This window comes from Streptomyces bicolor (assembly GCF_000719285.1).
Classification (GTDB): Bacteria; Actinomycetota; Actinomycetes; order Streptomycetales; family Streptomycetaceae; genus Streptomyces; species Streptomyces bicolor.
This window is the reverse complement of record NZ_JOFS01000009.1, coordinates 75,252-92,555: the sequence shown is the minus strand read 5'-3', so window position 1 is coordinate 92,555 and position 17,304 is coordinate 75,252. Positions and strand designations below refer to the sequence as shown.

The following is a 17,304-nucleotide window of genomic DNA, read 5'->3' as shown; positions in this document are numbered from 1 at the left end:
GGCAACCTACGTCACCGACGCGCCGCCGCACCCAGGACGACCCCACCGAGGATCAGCGCCATGCACAGCACCTGCGTCCAGCCGATCGCCTCGCCGAGGACGGCCCAGGACAGCAGGGCCACGCACAGCGGCTGGAGGTAATAGACGACCCCGGCACGGCTCGCGCCGACCAGCGCGATCGCCCGGTTCCAGGCGAAGAAGGCGACTGCGGAGGAGGCGACCCCCACGTACAGGATCGGCAGGACGGTGCCGGGCGTCGGGTCGAAGCCGCCCTGCACGACGAGGCTCATGCCCTGCGCGGGCAGCAGCAGTGCCGTGCCCAGCAGGAACGTGGTGAACAGGAAGGCGGTACCGCCGAGTTCGGCCGGCTTGCGCCGCAACAGGCCGCTGTACGACGCGAAGCAGCACGCCGCCGCCACCATCCACAGGTCCCCCGCCGCGAAACCGCCCCCGCCGGTGCCACCGCCTATCAGCAGCACGACGCCCGCACAGGCCGTGAGCAGTCCCAGCACCCGGCGCGCCCCCAGCCGCACTCCCGCGACCCGCTCGAACACGGCGATCAGGACCGGCGATGCCGCCATGATCATGCCCATGTTGGCGGCGGGCGTGGTCAAGCCGGCCTGGTTGACGAGGGTGTTGTACGTGGTGATGCCGAGGAGTGAGGCAAGGAGCACGAAGCCCAGGTGACGGCGGATCAGCTTCCGTTGCCGCCATGCCTGCCGGGCCCCGAAGGGTGCCACCGCGACCAGCGCCACCATCCACCTCCAGAACGCGTGCTGCACGGGCGGAACGCTGTCGTGCAGCGCGCGTGAGGTGACGAAGCTGCCGGACCAGACGAGTGTGGCGAGGGCGGCGAGCGCGATACCGAGGGCGGCCGCCTTGGGGAGGGCGGTCGGGGTGGCTGTCCTGGGGAGGACGACGGTCACGGAGGTCCTTTCGCTGGGCGGTGATCGGGCTTGATCTACCGTCGCAGCGCCGGATCCATCGCGTCCATCGAATCTTTTCGAGCGTTCTTTTCAGAGGAACTGAAGGGTCGTGTCGCGACCTTGGTACGCGGCCGGAGTTGACCCACAACCGTCGCCCCGAAAGCCAGCCCCATCCCGACGAGCTGCACCGGCGTCAGCGCCTGCCCCAGTGCCGCCCAGCCGACCACCGCCGCCGTGAGGGGCGACAGCGGCCCGAGGAAGGTGACCTGGGTGGCGCTGAGGCGGCCGATGCCGCGGAACCAGAGCCAGTACGCGACCGCCGTGTTCGCCAGCGCCAGATAGAGGTAGCCGGCGGCCGCCCGGCCGTCGAGCGCGGGCGGAGCGCCCTCGACCAGAACGGCGAGCGGGGCGATGAGCAGGCCGCCGGCCGTCAGCTGCCAGCCGGTGAGGGCGAGGGGGCCGACGCCGTCCGGGCGTCCCCAGCGCTTGGTCAGTACGGTGCCGGCGGACATGGACGCCGTGGAGGCCAGCGCGGCCAGCACGCCGACCGCATCGAGCGCGCCGGCCGCCTTCAGCACGACGAGGCTGACGCCGAACGCGGCCACGATGCCGGTGAGCACGTTCCGCACCGTCGGCCGTTGCCCCAGCAGCAGCGCCGAGAGGCCCACGACGAACAGCGGGCCGACCGAGCCGACGACCGCCGCCATACCGCCGGGCAGGCGGTACGCGGAGAGGAAGAGCAGCGGGAAGAAGGCACCGATGTTCAGCGCCCCCAGCACCGCCGACTTCCACCACCAGGCGCCGCGCGGCAGCACACGGGCGACGGCGAGCAGCAGCAGCCCGGCGGGGAGGGCGCGCATCAGGCCCGTGAAGAGGGGCCGGTCGGGCGGGAGGAACTCCGTGGTGACGGCGTAAGTGGTTCCCCAGGAGATGGGCGCCAGGGCGGTGAGGAGGGTCAGGGCGGCACGGTTGGCGGCCATGGGGCACACCCTTCAGGGCTAGTAGGTCAGTAGAAAGCAGCTTAGCGCTAATCTACTTTCCGTCAAGCCACTTTCTTGCGGCCGAGCATCCGGCGGCCGATACTCGGCGCATGAGCGAACACCCGCAGCGCAAGGACCCCGTCGACGCGATCATCGACCAGTGGGCGGCCGTGCGACCCGACCTCGAGACGAAGGCCATGGAGGTCTTCGGGCGGATCTACCGCCTCTCGCGCACGATGGGCGACCGCATGGAGAAGGCGTACGCGCCCTACGGCATCTCACGCGGCGAGTTCGACGTCCTGGCGACCCTGCGCCGCTCCGGCGAGCCCTACACGCTCTCGCCCCGGCAGCTCTCGGCGACGCTGATGCTCACCACCGGCGGCATGACCGGCCGCCTCGACAAGCTGGAACGGGCCGGCCTGCTGCGCCGCTCCCCCGACCCGCACGACCGGCGCGGACTTCAAGTCACGCTCACCGAGAAGGGCTTGAGCCTCATCGACGAGGCCGTCGGCGCCGGGCTCGCCGTCCAGACGGAGGCACTGTCCACCCTCGACGACGAACAGGCCGACCGACTGGCCGACCTGTTGCGGGCGTTGCTCGCGGGGACGCCCGAACCCCGATAGGACGGGTTCCGCTCACCCCAGATGGGCGGCGAGCGCCGCCTCCACGGCCGCCACGTCCGCGCCCTCCGCCGCCCATGCCACGTATCCGTCGGGCCGCACCAGCACGGTCGTACGGCGATCGCTCGCCCAGCGTTCCACGGTCAGCCGGTCCTTGCGCCCGCCCTGCTCCTCGGGCACCTCCAGGCCCTCCGGGGCGATCAGCACGGACCGTCCGCCACGCAGGGCCTCGTAGAGCCGGCCGCTCTCCAGCGCCACGTCGGGGACACGGGTGCCGACCAGGCGGTGGGAGCCGCGGGGGGCGGGGTACTTGTAGCCGACGCCCGAGATCTGGGCCAGGGCCTTGGCCTGGGCGGGCCGGGCCGCGTTGACGAAGGCGGAGAAGAGGGCGCGTACGGCACGCAGCGCCGGGTTCTGCGCCCGCGCGAGCCGGACCAGCCCGCCGCTGCTGCGCAGCACGGCCTTGCCGACGGGGTGCCGCTCGGCCTGGTAGGTGTCCAGCAGGCCCTCGGGAGCCCAGCCCCGCACGGCCGCGGCGAGCTTCCAGCCGAGGTTGGCCGCGTCCTGAAGGCCGGTATTCATGCCCTGGCCGCCGGCCGGTGAGTGGACGTGCGCGGCGTCGCCGGCGAGGAAGACCCGGCCGACCCGGTACTGGGGCGCCTGCCGCTCGTCGCTGTGGAAGCGGGAGAGCCAGCGCGCGTCGTGCATGCCGTAGTCGGTACCCAGGGCGCGCCGGGCGACCTCCTTGACCTCGTCGAGGTCGAGCGGGGCGTCGTCGGGGGCCTCGTGGCGGCGGTTCCAGCCCATGACGCGGTACCAGCCGTCGCCGAAGGACGCGATCATCGCGAAGGAGTCGCCCGCGCCGTTGACCGTGAGCACGCTCTCGGGCCGCTCGGCGAGCCGGACGTCCGCCAGGAACAGGGACTTGATGACCGAGACACCGGGGAAGGGCAGGCCGATGGCCTCGCGCACGGCACTGCGGTGACCGTCCGCGCCGACGACGTACGCCGCGCGCCGCGTCACGACCGCCCCGTCCGGGCCGCGCACATCGAGGTCGACCCCGCTGTCGTCCTGCCGCAGCCCGACGACCTCGTGCTCGAAGAGGAACTCCACGCCGAGCTCCCGCGCCCGCCGCTCCAGCAGCCGCTCGACCTCGTACTGCGGCGTGATCAGCAGGAACGGGAAGCGGGACGGCAGCGTGCCGAGGTCGAGCGAGAGGCGACGGAAGAGGCGCAGCTCGGTGATGGTGCTGCCGGTGGCGAGCAGCGGGTCGGCGAGGCCGCGGGCGTCGAGCTGCTCCAGGGTCCGGGCGTGCACACCGAAGGCGCGGGAGAGATTGCTGATCTTGTGCGGGCGCCGCTCGAGGAGGACGACGGGGACACCGGCTGCGGCCAGGTCACCGGCGAGGAGGAGGCCGGTGGGGCCGGCGCCGACGACGATCACGGGGTGGGTGGCGCCCGGGGAGCTGGGGGTGCGAGTGCCGTTCATGGTGGCCTCCTGTGCCAACGGTTGTTGGTCAACGCTTGTTGGCAACCGTATGGGCGCGCGCCATGGATGTCAACACTTGTTGGCCTACAACCGTTGGCAAACGCGCATTGACCACCAAGCGGTGACCCACAGTCGTCGCCCAGAGTCGTTGCCCACAATCGTTGACCCACGCTTGTTGACCCACGCTTGTTGACCCACACACGTTGGCCTACGGTTGTTGGCATGAACCAGAGCACGTCCCCCGCCCCCTCCCGCCGCTCCGACGCCACGCGCAAGGCGATCCTCGACGCCGCCCGCGAGCGCTTCGCGACCGACGGATACGACCGCGCCACCATCCGCGCCATCGCCAAGGACGCCGGCATCGATCCGTCGATGGTGATGCGCTACTACGGCAACAAGGAGGGCCTGTTCGCGGCGGCCGTCGCCATCGACCTGCACCTGCCGGACCCGGCGTCGCTGACCCGGGACGACGTCGGCCGGGCGCTCGTGACGCACTTCCTGGGCATGTGGGAGAAGAACGAGGTGCTCACGGCCCTGCTCAGGGTCGGCGCGACCAACCAGGCCGGGGCCGAGCGCATGCGGGGCATCTTCGGGGACCAGTTGCTGCCGGTCGCCCGCCGGGTGTGCCCCGACCCCGAGCAGGCGTCGGCGCGGGCGGCGCTGGTGTCGGCGCAGTTGCTGGGGCTGGCGCTCACGCGCTACGTCCTGCGGTTTCCGCCCGCCGTGGATCTGGCCCCCGAGGAGGTCGTGGCCTGGCTGGCGCCCACGGTGCAGCGGTATCTGACGGCGCCGCACCCGGCGTGAGAACACACAGAGGGCGCCGACCTCGTCGTACCGTACGGCGGATGCGCGTACGCACGACGGGGCCGGCGCCCTCGGGAAGAGAGATGACCGGACGGAACCGTCCCGGTCAGGCCTTCGCCTTGGCCTTCGCCTTCGGCTGGCGGTCGGTGGAGCGGTCCAGGACCATCACGAGGCCCGCGATCACCGCGAACAGCACGATGGGGGCCAAGACGAACTGGCCCAGCGTCTCCATGACGCTCAGGCCCTGGCCGGGGTCGTCGCCGTCGTCACGCGTGAGCGCGAGCGCGGGGGACGACATGAGCAGCATCATCAGCGTCGTACCGGCGGCCAGGGCGCCGGCGCGCAGGGCGTTCTTCTTGTCCACGGTCCCAAAAGTACAGAACCCCACGAGGGGCCGCGCGCCCGGGGTGCCGTATGCGACGTAGCCCCGGGCGGCCTCACACAGGGTCACCGTCAGGCGGGACTGTCGCCGCCCCGCAGTACCTCCACCAACGCCCGCACCCTCGGCGATGCCGCCAGCTCCTCCAGCGTCACCGGCCGCCCCTCCGCGTCGGCGACCGGCAGCCGCCAGTTCGGATACTGGTCCCACGTCCCCGGCAGGTTCTGCGGCCGTCGGTCGCCCACGCCGTCCGGGAGCCAGACGCCGACCATGCGGGCCGGGGTGCGCAGCAGGAAGCGGTGCACGGCCTGAATTTCGGCCTCCTCCTCCGAGGTGCCGCGCCCGCCGTGGGTGCCCTGCAGCAGCCCCAGCCGGGACAGCAGCTCCAGCCACTCGCCCGTGTCCGCCGACGCCTCCGCCCGCTCCTGCTCCAGGGGCCGGGTCAACAGGCCGAGACTGTCGCGGAGTTCGACGTGCTCGCCGGTGAGGCGGGCCGCGGTGGACGGCAGGTCGTGCGTGGTGGCGGTGGCGAGGCAGTCGGCGCGCCAGGACTCCGGCGGCAGTGGCCGGCCGTCGCCGTTCCAGTCCCGCTCGAACCACAGCACCGAGGTGCCGAGCACGCCCCGCGAGCGCAGCGTCTCCCGCACACCCGGCTCCACCGTGCCGAGATCCTCCCCGATCACCACCGCCCCGGCCCGGGAGGCCTCCAGCACCAGGATCGCGAGCATGGCCTCGGCGTCGTAACGGACGTAAGTCCCCTCGGTCGGCGTATGCCCCTGCGGCACCCACCACAGCCGGAACAGCCCCATGACGTGGTCGATGCGCAGGGCGCCCGCGGAACGGAACAGGGCCCGCAGCAGTCGGCGGTACGGCTCGTATCCCGACTCGGCGAGCCGGTCCGGCCGCCAGGGCGGAAGTCCCCAGTCCTGGCCGCGCGCGTTGAAGGCGTCCGGCGGCGCGCCCACCGACATCCCGGCGGCGAAGTACTCCTGCTGCGCCCAGGCGTCCGCGCCCCCGGGGTGCACACCGACCGCGAGGTCGTGCACGATCCCGACCGGCATCCCCGCCTCCCGCGCGACCCGCTGGGCTGCGGTCAGCTGGGTGTCGGTGAGCCAGGCGAGACGGCAGTGGAAGTCGACCCGGTCCATCAACTCGCCGCGTGCGCGGGCGGTTTCGGGTGACCTCGGGTCCCGTAGTCCCTCCGGCCACCGCTGCCAGTCCGAGCCGTGCACCTCCGCCAGCGCGCACCATGTGGCGTGGTCCTCGAGCGCCTGTCCCTCCCGCGCGAGGAAGTCGACGTAGGCGGCCCGCCGCCCCGGCCCGAGCGGCACCGCGCGGACCAGTTCGAGCGCCTCCCGCTTCGCCTCCCACACCGCGTCCCGGTCGATCAACTCCCCCTTCTCCAGCACCGCTTCCCGCAGCCGCCCGGCCCGCTCGAGCAGCCCCCGTACGCGCTCGCGGTCCTCGACGTACGCGAACTCGGGGATGTCCTCGACCCGCAGGTGCACGGGGTCGGGGAAGCGGCGGGAGGAGGGGCGGTAGGGGGACGGGTCGGTCGGGGTGCCGGGTACGGCCGCGTGCAGCGGGTTGACCTGCACGAATCCGGCGCCGAGCACCCGGCCGGCCCAGCCGGCGAGTTCGGCCAGGTCGCCGAGGTCGCCCATGCCCCAGGAGCGGCGGGACAGCAGGGAGTAGAGCTGGACGAGCAGGCCGTACGAGCGTCCGGTGGGCGTGGGCAGCCGGGGCGGGGCGACGACCAGGTGGCTGGTCGCCGTACGGCCGTCCGGTGTGGTCGCCGTCAAACGGTGGACGCCGGGCGGGAGTCCGCCGGTGTCGGTGCGGATCTCGCCCTGCTCCGTCGTGATGTGCAGCCGGGTGCCGGACGGCAGCCCGGCCGGCGCCTCGGGCTCGGCCCCGCTCCAGCACACCACCGTCGGGGGCAGCAGCCGCTCGCGCAGTTCCCGCTCTCGCGCGGCGAGCGCGGTACGGACCGCGCCGGGCGTGCTCGTGTCGACGTCGAGGGCGGCCAGGGCGAGGGTGAGTGCGGTGGCGGAGGCCGTGACCGTGCGGTCGGCGGACGGCTGGTAGGAGGTGGCGACGCCGTACAGCTCGGCGAGCCGGGACAGGTCGTCGCAGGGGCGGCCCTCAGGGTCCTCAGGACCTTCAGGGCCCTCGGCGAGGGGTTCAGCCGACCGCTGGGCTGTCATCTACGGCCTCGGGAAGTCCATGTCCAGGTCCATACCGGTGTCCATACCCGCATCCCAGACCGCCGCCTCACTGGTCAGCGGCGCGGCGTCGGCGAGCGGCGGCTCGCTGGTGAGGGGCTCGGCGTCGGGCAGGGGTGGTTCGCTGGTGAGCGGGGTCTCGGCGCAGGCGCCCTCGGCGCTGAAGACGCAGTCGTGCATCTCGGGTCCGATGGGCGCCTCAGGTTTGGACAGGGCCGATGCTGCGGGCACGGGGTCCTCCTTGTCGAGTACGTCGTGTACGTCGTGTGCGTCGTGGCGGTTACCGCAGCCCTACCCAGTGGGCGCGGAGGCAGACGTACACAACGCAACAACGTGCCTCTCGTCACATTCCTTGTCCCGCCACGGGGGCGCACTGATGTTCCGGGGACTGTTCCGTGGACGCGCCCTGATGTTCCGCGGGCGTGAACCGGCCACCCCGGAGTCGTCGATAGACGGGGTGTGAGACTGTTCCGCCCCATGGGGGGCCACCGGGAGAAGGACGAGGAGCACTCGGACGCGGCGCTGCTGCGTGCCGTGGCGGGCGGCGACTCGGCGGCGCTGGCCACGCTCTACGACCGGCACGCGGGGTGGCTGCACGCACGGCTGCGCCGGCGCTGCGCCGATCCCGAGGTGGTGCGCGAGGTGCTGCAGGACACGTTCGTGACGGTGTGGCGGTCGGCGGACGCGCACCGTGGCGACGAGGCCGGCGGCTGGCTGTGGACCATCGCCGCGCGGCGCCTGGTCGACGCACGGCGGGCGCACGAGCGAACCACGCGGCTGGAGGCGGCGCCGATGGACGAGGCTCACACCGGGCACGCGCCGCAGTCGGCCGTGCCGTCCGCCGAGGACCGGGTGCTGGCGGGACTGGAGTACGGCGATGTGGGCACCGCCCTCGACCGGATCTCGCCCGAACTGCGCGACGTGCTGCGCGCCACGGTCGTCGACGGACTGTCCACCCGTGAGACCGCCCGCCTCCTCGGCATACCCGAGGGCACCGTCAAGTCCCGCGCGATGCGCGCCCGCGCCGAACTCCGCGCCGCGCTCGCCCAGTTGCACCCCTCGCCATTGGGAGGCCCGGCATGACCGGCTGGCACGCGTCCGACGCCCTTGTCACCCGCTACGCGAACGGCTCACTGCCGGACCCGGACGCCTGGTCGCTGGAGAAGCACCTGGAGTCCTGCGGAAGGTGCGCGGCCCGTGTGTCGCGAGCGGTGCGGGAGACACCGGCCGGCGTGGTGCTGGCCGAGGTGCGGGAGACGGTGCTGAGGACGAGCGAGCGGGAAGCGGCGGAGGGTGCCCTGACCGCCCGGGGCACTCGGGCAGCGCCGGCCGTACGAACGGCGGGGGACGCACGGGCGTCCGGGGCTCATGCCTCCACCTCCGGCTCCGCCTCCACCTCCGCCGCATCCGCATCCGCATCCACATCCACGCCGGACCACACCACGGCCGCCGCACCCTCGCGGCCTTACCGCCGAGCCCGGCTCCGGGGACCCCGGTCCCTCACCACCGCGCCGATCGGCTCCCGCACGGCCCGTGTGCTGTGGGCCGCCGGGCCCGCCGTACGCGGTGCCTGGTCGGCGGCCGTGCTGGGAGTGGCACTCGCCGCGGTCCTGCTGGCCCGGTTCGCCGACTTCGCGGGGGCGCGGCCCCTGTTGCTGGCCGTCGCTCCGGCGGTGCCGGTCGCCGGTGTCGCCCTGTCCTACGGGGCGCACTCCGATCCGCTGCACGAGATCGCGGCGGCGACACCCTCGGCGGGGCTCCGGCTGGTGCTGACGCGGACGGCCGCCGTGCTGGCGGTGAGCCTGCCGCTGCTGACCCTGGCGGGGGCGCTGCTGCCCTCCTCGGGTGCCCCCGCCGCGGCGACCTGGCTGCTGCCCGGGCTCACGCTGACGCTGGTTTCGCTGGCCCTGGCCGGTTACGTCGGCTTCCGTGCCGCAACGGCCGTGACCGGCGGCGGCTGGCTGTGTGCCGTACTGGGCCCGGTGCTCACCGCGGACGGCCGGCTGACCGCACGCCTGGCCGAGCAGGTCTCCGCCTACCTCGACGGTGCCCCGGCCCAGGGCGGCTGGGCGGCGGCGGCAGTGCTGTGCGCCGCGCTGCTGGCCGCCCGCCGTCCCGCCTACGACCGCCTGGACCGGCGTTGACCTCGGCCGGGAAGCCCGGCCCGCACCCGACATCACACCGAACCTCGCCGCACATCCCCTCCGCCTCAGGCCGAGGCGGCCGTCCCACGCGGCCACTCACCCCACCCGATCCACCTGGAGCCCCCTTGCCCACCATCCGCGTGACCGATCTCCACGTCCGTCACCGCAAGACCGTCGCCCTCGACTCCCTCGACGTCGACTTCGGCCCCGGCGTCCACGGACTGCTCGGTCCGAACGGGGCCGGCAAGACCTCGCTGATCCGGGTCCTCGCCACGGTCGCCGAACCGAACAGCGGCCGGGTGGAGATCCTCGGCGAGGACACCGGGGAGCACCGGCGCCGCAGCGCGGTGCGGCGCCGGCTCGGCTACCTTCCGCAGGAGTTCGGCTACTACCCGGGTTTCACCGTGCGGGAGTTCGTCGCCTACGTGGCGTGGCTGAAGGACATGCCCGCCGCCGAGACCCCGGCCGCCGTCGAACGGGCCGTCGCCCGGGTCGGCCTCGGCGACCGGATCGACGCGAAGGTCAGGACGCTGTCCGGTGGGATGGTCCGCCGTGTCGGCATCGCCCAGGCCATCGTCAACGACCCCCGGGTGCTGCTCCTCGACGAGCCGACCGCCGGTCTCGACCCGGAACAGCGTGTGGAGTTCCGCGAACTGCTGCGCGAACTGGGCGCCTCGGCCACGGTCATCGTCTCCACCCACCTCGTGGAGGACGTGGCGGCGGCCTGTACGGAGGTCACGCTCATCGACGCGGGTCGGGTCGCCTACCGCGGCACACCCGAGTCCCTCGCGGCTCTCGGTGAAACGGCGGCGGGCGTCGTCGGCGACAACCCGATCGAGCGCGGTTACACGGCAGCCCTGCGCGCCCACCGCGGCCCCGAGTCCGCCGCCCCCACGGCCCACCCCCTCGAAGGGGCGGCCCGATGACCCTCATTGCAGCCCAGGACCACGCGCATGGCCAGGAGCCGGGACAGCAGGCGCACGACAACGCCCCGAGCGCCCCTCCCCCGCGCGCATCCCGCCGTCCTCGTCGCGCATCCCGCCATCCCCTCCGCGCCGAGTTCCTGCGCGGCTTCGCCCCCTGGACGGGCGTGGCGCTCTTCCTCGCCATCGCCGTGGCCATGGCCGGCACGTCCGCGCAGTGGCAGGGCGGATGGGCCGAGACCCGTGGGCGGCTGCACACCACAGCCGTGCTGCTCGGCGTGCCGCTGGCCCTGGCCGCCGGCTGCCGGCAGGGCGGCCGGGAGCGCAGACGCCGTACCGAGGAGCTGATGGCGACGGCCGTGCGGGGCACGCTCGCCCGGTTCCTGGCCGCCGCACTGCCGGTCGCATGCTGGGCGGTCGCCGGGTACGTGGTCGCCGCCGCCCTGACCCTGCTCGCCACGGCGCTCCGGGCCACCGGTGATCGTCCGGATCTCGTCGCGCCGCTCACGGACGCGGTCGCCCTGGCGTCCGCCGTCCTGGTGGGACACGTCGTGGGCCGCCGGCTGCCGTGGCGGTTGACGCCGCCGCTGCTGGCGGTGGCCGGGTACGTCGTCCTCGGCTTCGTGACGTACGACAGCACCGGCTCGCTCCGGCACCTGACCCCCATCGGCGACACCTCGGACATCGACGTACCGGTGTGGTGGCAACCGCTCGTCATGGCGGTGTGGACGGGCGGTCTGGCGGCGGCCGCGGTCCTCGCGTACGCGGCCCGCCGCCGGTTCACGGCCCTGTTGCCGCTGGCCGCCGCTATGGCCGCGGGCACGCTGCTGGTGCAGACCGGCGACGGGCTGTGGCACACCAACCCGGTCGCCCGGCGGCAGGTGTGCGACACCTCCACCACCCCGCAGATCTGCGTCAACGCCCGCTATGAAGACCTCCTGCCGCAGGTCACGGCCGCCTTGGCCGACCTGACGGGCCGACTGGACGGCGTACAGAACCTGCCGGTCCGCTTCACCGATCTGCCGGGGGAGCCCGGCCCGGACGAGGTCCGTCTGCCGATCACCACGCCGATCGGCTGGACGGTCGTACGGGGACGGCTCGCCTCTCCGCGGCAGTTCGCGTGGGAGGCCGGGATGGCGCTGTACGACCGCGCCGAGTGCGACACGGCCGTGGACCCGAGCGTGGCAAGGGTCGACGAGGCCGTGCAGCACTACCTGGCACCGAATCCGCTGGCCGGGGACTTCGACAAGCTGGAGGCCGAGGGGAGCGAGGCCGATCGCGCGGAACTGCGGGACCGGCTCGAGGCCCGGGCCCGCCTGAGGGAGATGGGCGGCGAGGAGCGCCGGGCCTGGCTGTCCGCGTACTTCGCGACCGCGCGGGCGTGCGACCCGAGCGAGGTGCCGGCCCTGTGACGACGTCCGGCCCGCTCCTCTACGTCCGCTCGCGCACCGTCCCTCGCACGGTCGCCGCGCTCGCCGCGACCGCCGCCCTCGCGGTCTGGGCCGCACACGAACTGGACGCCTATCTGGACCCGGACCGCCGGGTGCCGGTCATCGCGCTGGCCCCGCTGTTCGCGGCCGCGGTGATCGGCACGAGCCTGTACACGGCCTCCGAGGAACTGGACCGCACGGCCGTCCGCCCCTGGTGGCGGCGCCGTCTGGTCCATCTGCTGACCCTCACGGCGCTGGCCGCGGCCCTGCTGCCGTGGGCCGTCCTCGGGCACGCGTCCTTCTTCGGCCCGTCGGCCATGATCCGCAACACGCTCGGCTGCACCGGCCTCACCGCGGCCGCGGCCGCCCTGCTCGGCGCCCGGCTGAGCTGGCTGCCGGTCTTCGGGTACGTCAGCGCGGTGTATCTGGGAGCCTCCGCCCTGCGCGGGAACTCGGTACCGCTGTGGGCATGGCTGGTGCAGCCGGCCGCGGAGCGAGGCGCATGGGTGGTGGCGCTCGTCGCCTTCGGCGTCGGCGGCGTGCTGTATGTGCTGCGGGGCGCGCGGGCGGAAGGGGCGCGCGACTGAGAGACCCGTGTCGGGGGACCCCGCGACGAGACCGCGGGGTCCCGGAGGCACCGGGTATGCGAAGGCCCGGATCGTCAGGCGGAAATGCCGTCGATCCGGGCCATGGCGTCCTCCGCGCCGTACGGCTGCAAGTACGGCAGCCAGCGCGGGTCCCTATGCCCGGTGCCGATGATGCGCCAGGCGAGACCGGTGGGTGGAGCGGGTTTGTGGCGCAGCCGCCAGCCGATCTCGAACAGGTGTCGGTCGGCCTTCACATGGTTGCAGCGGCGGCAGGACGCCACCACGTTGTCCCAGACGTGCTTGCCCCCGCGGCTGCGCGGAATGACATGGTCGACGCTGGTTGCGACGCCACCGCAGTACATGCACCGGCCCCCGTCGCGCGCGAAGAGCGCTCTGCGGGTGAGGGGAACGGGCCCCCGATAGGGGACCCGGACGAATCGCTTGAGCCGGACCACGCTGGGTGCGGGGACTGTGACGGTCGCGCTGTGCATGAAGGCGCCGGACTCCTCGAGGCATACGGCCTTGTTCTCGAGGACGAGGACGAGCGCGCGGCGGAGCGGTACGACGCCGAGTGGCTCGTACGACGCGTTGAGGACCAGGACATGCGGCACGGATGCCTCCTTGGGCGTCGGCGGCGCGTGGCTCGCGCCGGGACGATCTGTAGTCAGTCTCCCCTCTTGCCTGGTGAAAGCGCCACCATGTCCCGGTAACGGGCTGGGAGTGTTTTCAACCACATCTGATTCATCCCCCGGACGATGAACGCTTCATCCCCCCAGTTCATCCCCGGGTGGGCACGTTTCCTCCCTCGAACATGGCGGCGATCCACACACGATGCCCCGATAGTGTGGTGGACCTGCCCCGCCGGTGACCTTTTCGTGACCTTGATCGACCTTGACCATCTGCCGGTGGGGCGGGCCGCTGCACTGGAGGTACCCGCCGTGTCCCTGCCCGCCGTCCTACTGACCGCCGGCTCGTCGCCGTCGCCGACTCCCTCGGGGTCGACGACTCCGGCGGTTCCCTCGATCCAGGACGCCCAGGAGAGCGCGACCCAGGCCGCGAGCTGGGTCGAGCAGAACTGGTCGACGTGGCTCGCGATAGGCCTCAAGGTCCTGTTGATCCTGGTGATCGCGGGGGTGCTGAGAGTGCTGATCCGGCGGGCGATCACCAAGCTCATAGACCGGATGAACCGCACCGCGCAGGCGGTGGACGGCACGGCTATCGGCGGCCTCCTGGTCAATGTCGAACGCCGCCGTCAGCGCTCCCAGGCGATCGGCTCGGTGCTGCGCTCGGTGGCCAGCTTCGTGATCATGGGCACGGCCGCGCTGATGGTCCTGTCCGCCTTCGACATCAACCTGGCGCCGCTGCTCGCCTCGGCCGGTGTCGCGGGTGTGGCGATCGGCTTCGGCGCCCGCAACCTGGTCACCGACTTCCTCTCCGGCGTCTTCATGATCCTGGAGGACCAGTACGGCGTCGGCGACTCGATCGACGCGGGCGTCGCCTCCGGCGAGGTCATCGAGGTCGGCCTGCGCGTGACCAAGCTGCGCGGCGACAACGGCGAGATCTGGTACGTCCGCAACGGCGAGGTCAAGCGCATCGGCAACCTCTCGCAGGGCTGGTCGACGGCGGGCGTGGACGTCACGGTCCGCCCCTCCGAGAACCTCGACCGCGTGAAGGCCGTGCTGAACGAGGTCGGCGAGGCGATGAGCAAGGAGGAGCCCTGGAACGAGCTCCTGTGGGGCCCGATCGAGGTGCTCGGCCTGGACAGCGTGCTGCTGGACTCCATGGTCGTGCGCGTCTCGGCGAAGACCATGCCCGGCAAGTCCCTCACGGTCGAACGCGAACTGCGCTGGCGCATCAAGCGCGCCTTCGACGCCGCCGACATCCCGATCGTCGGCCGCGCCCCCCTCACGGCGGAGGAGCAGGCCGCGACCGACCCGACGGCGGGCATGGCAGCCCCGTCGGCGTACTCCAACACGTCCTCGCCGCAGGCGCAGGCGGCTACGCCGCTGGCGCCGCCGAGTGTGACGAAGTAGGCGTACGAGGCCGAAGCAGGCGTACGACGAAGGGGGCGCCCGGATCTCCGGGCGCCCCCTTCGCGCTCATCGCGCGGGCAGACACCTCAGTCCACCCACCCCCGCCACCGCGGCCAAGGCGGCTCACATCGCCCGTCGGCGACCGCCTCCTCATAGGCCTGCTGGGCGAACTGATCCAGCTGAGGTCCGGGCGGCGGCTTGCCGAAGAGTGAGTAGGCGACCACGCACTCGCCGTGCGGCACCGGCCGGGTCGCCCAGTAGACGAAAGAGACACCCGCAAGGATCACGGCGAGCCAGGCGAACAGCGAACGGCGGCGATCATGTGGCATCCGTGCAATCTAACTCCGAGCGGTCACCGCGCCCAGCCCGGCGTCCAGATCTCCGTCTCCCGGCGCTCGGTCCGGTTCGCGGCGAGGTGGGCGCGGAGTGCCGTGAGGGTGGGGTGCGGGTTGTCGGTGCACCAGAGCAGGGAGTGCGGATAGACCGGAGTCGGGTCGCGCAGCGGAATGCGGCGCAGGTCCTGGTCGGCGGGCCAGACCAGGCGGGTGTCCGCGCCGACGAAGGACGCCAGTACGGCGGAGTCGGCGATCGTGTCACAGAGCGGCTCGATGCCGAAGTCGGGTCCGGTCGCCTCGATGGTGAGCCCGAACTCCGCGGCGAGAGCCGCGTAGTAGGCGGCCCATTCGGTGCCCTCGACGATGCCGGGCATCCAGATCCGGTGCCCGGCGAGGCGGGCCGGCGCCACGGCGCGGGCGGCGGCCAGCGCGTGTCCCGCTCCCGTGAGGAGCTGCAGCGGCTCGTCGTACACCGGGACGGCCTCGATGCCGTCGGGCAGCCGGCTCGCCGGAACGGTGACCGCACGGAAGGACGCGTCGATCGTGCCGGCGCGCAGGGCGGCCACGGCCGCGTCGGCGTCGAAGAGGGTGACGACGTCGAGGTCGGTGTCGGGGTGGGCTCGATGGAAGCCGCGCAGCAGGACCGCCGGGGCGAGCCGCCGGCCGATCACGTCGACGCGCAGGGCACGGCGGCCGGGGCGTACGGAGGCGACGGCCCGTTCCTCGGCCTGGAGGAGGGCACGCGCGTGGGGCAGGAATGCCTGTCCGTCGATGGTGAGCCTGGCCCCGCGCGCGGCGCGGGTGAACAGGCGCACCCCGAGGTGCTTCTCCAGCGCGGCGATGCGCTTGGAGACGGCCTGCTGGGTGACCGACAGGAGCACGGCGGCGTCCTGGAACCGGCCCGAGTCCGCTGCGGCGACGAAGGTGCGCACGGCGTCGAGATCCACAGCGCCATCGTAGGCGTACAACTGGTGGTTGTGTCCGGGAGCCCGTCGGTTGTTTGAACTGAGGAATCGCCTGCGGCTTGGATGTCTCCGGTCAACGTGAGGTTGGGGCTGGGCCGAGGCTGGGGCGGGCATGACGGGCAGGCGGTCGCTGGGGCGGGACTTCGGGTGGCTGTGGGCGGCCTACGGGGTCAGTACGTTCGGGACACGGCTGGCCTTCGACGCGTTGCCGCTGATCGCGGTCGCCGTGCTGCACGCCGGGGCGACCGAGGTGGCGTTGCTGGCGGCCTCGGGGCTCGCGGTGGGGGCGGTGGTGGCGGTGCCGCTCGGGGCGTGGGTGGAGTTCCGCCGGAAGCGGCCGGTGATGATCGTGGCCGACCTGCTCCGGTGCGCGGCGCTGCTGAGCATTCCCGCCGCGTTCGCACTGGACGGGCTCGGTATCGGGCAACTGCTGGTGGTATCGGTGGTCGTCGCCGCGTCGGACATCACGTTCGTCGCGGCGAGCGGGGCCCATCTGAAGTCCCTCGTTCCGCCGGAGAAGCTGCTCGTGGCGAACGGCCGTTTCGAGGCCACGATGTGGACGGCCACCGCGCTCGGGCCGCCGCTCGGCGGGGTGGCGATCGGGGTGTTCGGCCCGATGACCACGGTGCTGGCGGATGCGGCGAGCTATCTGCTGTCGGCGCTGGGAATCGGGGCGATCGGCGGTAAGGAAAGGCAACAGACCCGCCCTGACATACCCTCAGGCCTGCGGACGGGCGACCTCATGGCCGGCTGGCGGCACCTCCTCACGGACCCCACCCTGCGCCCGCTGTTCCTCAACCAGGTCCTGGTCAACGCCCTGATCATGGCACCGGCCCCGTTGCTCACCGTCCTCATGCTCGGCCAACTCGGCTTCAGCCCCTGGCAGTACGGGCTCGCCCTGGCCACCCCATGCCTGGGCGGCCTGCTGGGCTCGCGCCTCTCGCGCCGGCTGGTGGCCCGTTACGGCCGACACCCGGTCCTGCTCACCGCCGGCACACTGCGCGCCTGCTGGCCCATCGGGCTGGCCTTCGTCGGCCCTGGCACGCCCGGGCTCCTCCTCGTCATGGCCGTCGAGTTCGGCCTGATCACCTGCATCGGCGTCTTCAACCCGGTGCTCGCCACCACCCGCCTCGACCGCACCCCGCCGGACCGGATCACCCGCACCCTGTCGGCATGGACGGTCACGAGCAGGACGACGACCGCCGCCATGACCGCGCTGTGGGGCCTGTTGGCGGCTCTGACCGGCCCACGCATCGCGATCGCGCTGGCCGGCACCCTGCTCCTGGCGACCCCACTCCTCCTCCCCCGGCGCGAGCGTGCACCGCTCCACAGCGCCACCGGGTAACGACTGGGTCGCCTGGTATAGACCTCTCTTGACGCCACCTTCCCATCGGGTCTACCTTCCTGGGCAAGTCGATAGGAAACTTTCCTAACAGTGATCCTGGATGGACTTCCGTCGTAGATC

The 17,304-nt window shown here is 72.7% G+C and carries 18 protein-coding genes; 9 read left to right on the top strand and 9 right to left on the bottom strand.

Annotated features, from left to right (window positions below):
* Positions 1-11: 11 nt before the first annotated feature.
* Together IF78_RS0113555 and IF78_RS0113550 are read right to left on the bottom strand one after the other, a co-directional pair.
* Complete coding sequence (locus IF78_RS0113555; RefSeq protein ID WP_031476781.1) at positions 12-926, bottom strand: DMT family transporter; 915 nt, start codon at positions 924-926, stop codon at positions 12-14.
* 35 nt (positions 927-961) lie between these two features.
* Positions 962-1,906 carry an EamA family transporter gene (locus tag IF78_RS0113550; RefSeq protein ID WP_031476779.1) on the bottom strand — a complete coding sequence of 315 codons (945 nt, stop codon included), beginning with the start codon at positions 1,904-1,906 and terminating at the stop codon, positions 962-964.
* 110 nt (positions 1,907-2,016) lie between these two features.
* On the opposite strand from IF78_RS0113550, the gene IF78_RS0113545 reads away from it, so the two are divergent.
* Positions 2,017-2,529, top strand: coding sequence for a MarR family winged helix-turn-helix transcriptional regulator (locus IF78_RS0113545; protein ID WP_031476777.1), 513 nt, complete (start codon positions 2,017-2,019; stop codon positions 2,527-2,529).
* Positions 2,530-2,541: 12 nt separating this feature from the next.
* On the opposite strand, the gene IF78_RS0113540 is transcribed toward IF78_RS0113545, so the two are convergent.
* Complete coding sequence (locus IF78_RS0113540; protein WP_031476775.1) at positions 2,542-4,014, bottom strand: FAD-dependent monooxygenase; 1,473 nt, start codon at positions 4,012-4,014, stop codon at positions 2,542-2,544.
* A 222-nt stretch (positions 4,015-4,236) separates the two neighbouring features.
* On the opposite strand from IF78_RS0113540, the gene IF78_RS0113535 reads away from it, so the two are divergent.
* Complete coding sequence (locus tag IF78_RS0113535) at positions 4,237-4,818, top strand: TetR/AcrR family transcriptional regulator (RefSeq protein WP_031476773.1); 582 nt, start codon at positions 4,237-4,239, stop codon at positions 4,816-4,818.
* Positions 4,819-4,924: 106 nt separating this feature from the next.
* On the opposite strand, the gene IF78_RS0113530 is transcribed toward IF78_RS0113535, so the two are convergent.
* The 3 genes from IF78_RS0113530 to IF78_RS43600 all read right to left on the bottom strand — a co-directional run bounded on the left by IF78_RS0113530 (position 4,925) and on the right by IF78_RS43600 (position 7,602).
* Positions 4,925-5,182, bottom strand: a complete 258-nt coding sequence (locus IF78_RS0113530; RefSeq protein WP_031476771.1) for a hypothetical protein — start codon at positions 5,180-5,182, stop codon at positions 4,925-4,927.
* Between the two features lie 89 nt (positions 5,183-5,271).
* Positions 5,272-7,404: a 4-alpha-glucanotransferase gene (gene malQ, locus IF78_RS0113525; RefSeq protein ID WP_031476769.1), complete on the bottom strand. Its 2,133-nt coding sequence runs from the start codon at positions 7,402-7,404 to the stop codon at positions 5,272-5,274.
* Complete coding sequence (locus tag IF78_RS43600; protein WP_234439724.1) at positions 7,405-7,602, bottom strand: hypothetical protein; 198 nt, start codon at positions 7,600-7,602, stop codon at positions 7,405-7,407.
* A 297-nt stretch (positions 7,603-7,899) separates the two neighbouring features.
* Here IF78_RS43600 and IF78_RS0113515 point away from each other — a divergent pair, with 297 nt between their 5' ends.
* From IF78_RS0113515 to IF78_RS0113495, 5 genes are all read left to right on the top strand, one after another.
* Complete coding sequence (locus IF78_RS0113515) at positions 7,900-8,505, top strand: RNA polymerase sigma factor (RefSeq protein WP_031476765.1); 606 nt, start codon at positions 7,900-7,902, stop codon at positions 8,503-8,505.
* Positions 8,502-9,566 (top strand): zf-HC2 domain-containing protein, encoded by a 1,065-nt coding sequence (locus IF78_RS0113510; protein WP_031476764.1) that lies wholly within the window; start codon positions 8,502-8,504, stop codon positions 9,564-9,566. Before IF78_RS0113515 ends, IF78_RS0113510 begins: the two co-directional genes overlap by 4 nt.
* A gap of 140 nt (positions 9,567-9,706) precedes the next feature.
* Positions 9,707-10,492, top strand: coding sequence for an ABC transporter ATP-binding protein (locus IF78_RS0113505; RefSeq protein ID WP_031476763.1), 786 nt, complete (start codon positions 9,707-9,709; stop codon positions 10,490-10,492).
* Positions 10,489-11,901 carry a hypothetical protein gene (locus IF78_RS0113500; RefSeq protein WP_078662431.1) on the top strand — a complete coding sequence of 471 codons (1,413 nt, stop codon included), beginning with the start codon at positions 10,489-10,491 and terminating at the stop codon, positions 11,899-11,901. Before IF78_RS0113505 ends, IF78_RS0113500 begins: the two co-directional genes overlap by 4 nt.
* On the top strand, positions 11,898-12,506 hold the full coding sequence (locus tag IF78_RS0113495; RefSeq protein ID WP_031476759.1) for a hypothetical protein: 609 nt from the start codon (positions 11,898-11,900) through the stop codon (positions 12,504-12,506). Before IF78_RS0113500 ends, IF78_RS0113495 begins: the two co-directional genes overlap by 4 nt.
* A gap of 74 nt (positions 12,507-12,580) precedes the next feature.
* Here IF78_RS0113495 and IF78_RS0113490 read toward each other — a convergent pair whose 3' ends face one another.
* Positions 12,581-13,117 (bottom strand): HNH endonuclease, encoded by a 537-nt coding sequence (locus IF78_RS0113490; protein WP_031476758.1) that lies wholly within the window; start codon positions 13,115-13,117, stop codon positions 12,581-12,583.
* 327 nt (positions 13,118-13,444) lie between these two features.
* Between IF78_RS0113490 and IF78_RS0113485 the strand changes: the two genes are divergently transcribed.
* Positions 13,445-14,539 (top strand): mechanosensitive ion channel family protein, encoded by a 1,095-nt coding sequence (locus tag IF78_RS0113485; protein WP_031476756.1) that lies wholly within the window; start codon positions 13,445-13,447, stop codon positions 14,537-14,539.
* An 86-nt stretch (positions 14,540-14,625) separates the two neighbouring features.
* On the opposite strand, the gene IF78_RS0113480 is transcribed toward IF78_RS0113485, so the two are convergent.
* Together IF78_RS0113480 and IF78_RS0113475 are read right to left on the bottom strand one after the other, a co-directional pair.
* Complete coding sequence (locus IF78_RS0113480) at positions 14,626-14,868, bottom strand: hypothetical protein (RefSeq protein ID WP_031476754.1); 243 nt, start codon at positions 14,866-14,868, stop codon at positions 14,626-14,628.
* Between the two features lie 23 nt (positions 14,869-14,891).
* Positions 14,892-15,821, bottom strand: coding sequence for a LysR family transcriptional regulator (locus tag IF78_RS0113475; RefSeq protein WP_031476753.1), 930 nt, complete (start codon positions 15,819-15,821; stop codon positions 14,892-14,894).
* 130 nt (positions 15,822-15,951) lie between these two features.
* Between IF78_RS0113475 and IF78_RS0113470 the strand changes: the two genes are divergently transcribed.
* A complete protein-coding gene (locus tag IF78_RS0113470; RefSeq protein WP_031476751.1) occupies positions 15,952-17,184 on the top strand; it encodes an MFS transporter in 1,233 nt (410 codons plus the stop codon).
* The last annotated feature ends 120 nt before the right edge of the window (positions 17,185-17,304 follow it).

What these genes read in the sequence shown, in the direction of transcription:
- IF78_RS0113545 (WP_031476777.1), top strand. Translation starts at nt 2,017, where the DNA reads ATGAGCGAACACCCGCAGCGCAAGGACCCCGTCGACGCGATCATCGAC.
- IF78_RS0113515 (WP_031476765.1), top strand. Translation starts at nt 7,900, where the DNA reads ATGGGGGGCCACCGGGAGAAGGACGAGGAGCACTCGGACGCGGCGCTG.
- malQ (WP_031476769.1), bottom strand. Translation starts at nt 7,404, where the DNA reads ATGACAGCCCAGCGGTCGGCTGAACCCCTCGCCGAGGGCCCTGAAGGT.
- IF78_RS0113480 (WP_031476754.1), bottom strand. Translation starts at nt 14,868, where the DNA reads ATGCCACATGATCGCCGCCGTTCGCTGTTCGCCTGGCTCGCCGTGATC.
- IF78_RS0113470 (WP_031476751.1), top strand. Translation starts at nt 15,952, where the DNA reads ATGACGGGCAGGCGGTCGCTGGGGCGGGACTTCGGGTGGCTGTGGGCG.
- IF78_RS0113535 (WP_031476773.1), top strand. Translation starts at nt 4,237, where the DNA reads ATGAACCAGAGCACGTCCCCCGCCCCCTCCCGCCGCTCCGACGCCACG.
- IF78_RS43600 (WP_234439724.1), bottom strand. Translation starts at nt 7,602, where the DNA reads ATGCACGACTGCGTCTTCAGCGCCGAGGGCGCCTGCGCCGAGACCCCG.
- IF78_RS0113540 (WP_031476775.1), bottom strand. Translation starts at nt 4,014, where the DNA reads ATGAACGGCACTCGCACCCCCAGCTCCCCGGGCGCCACCCACCCCGTG.
- IF78_RS0113550 (WP_031476779.1), bottom strand. Translation starts at nt 1,906, where the DNA reads ATGGCCGCCAACCGTGCCGCCCTGACCCTCCTCACCGCCCTGGCGCCC.
- IF78_RS0113500 (WP_078662431.1), top strand. Translation starts at nt 10,489, where the DNA reads ATGACCCTCATTGCAGCCCAGGACCACGCGCATGGCCAGGAGCCGGGA.
- IF78_RS0113510 (WP_031476764.1), top strand. Translation starts at nt 8,502, where the DNA reads ATGACCGGCTGGCACGCGTCCGACGCCCTTGTCACCCGCTACGCGAAC.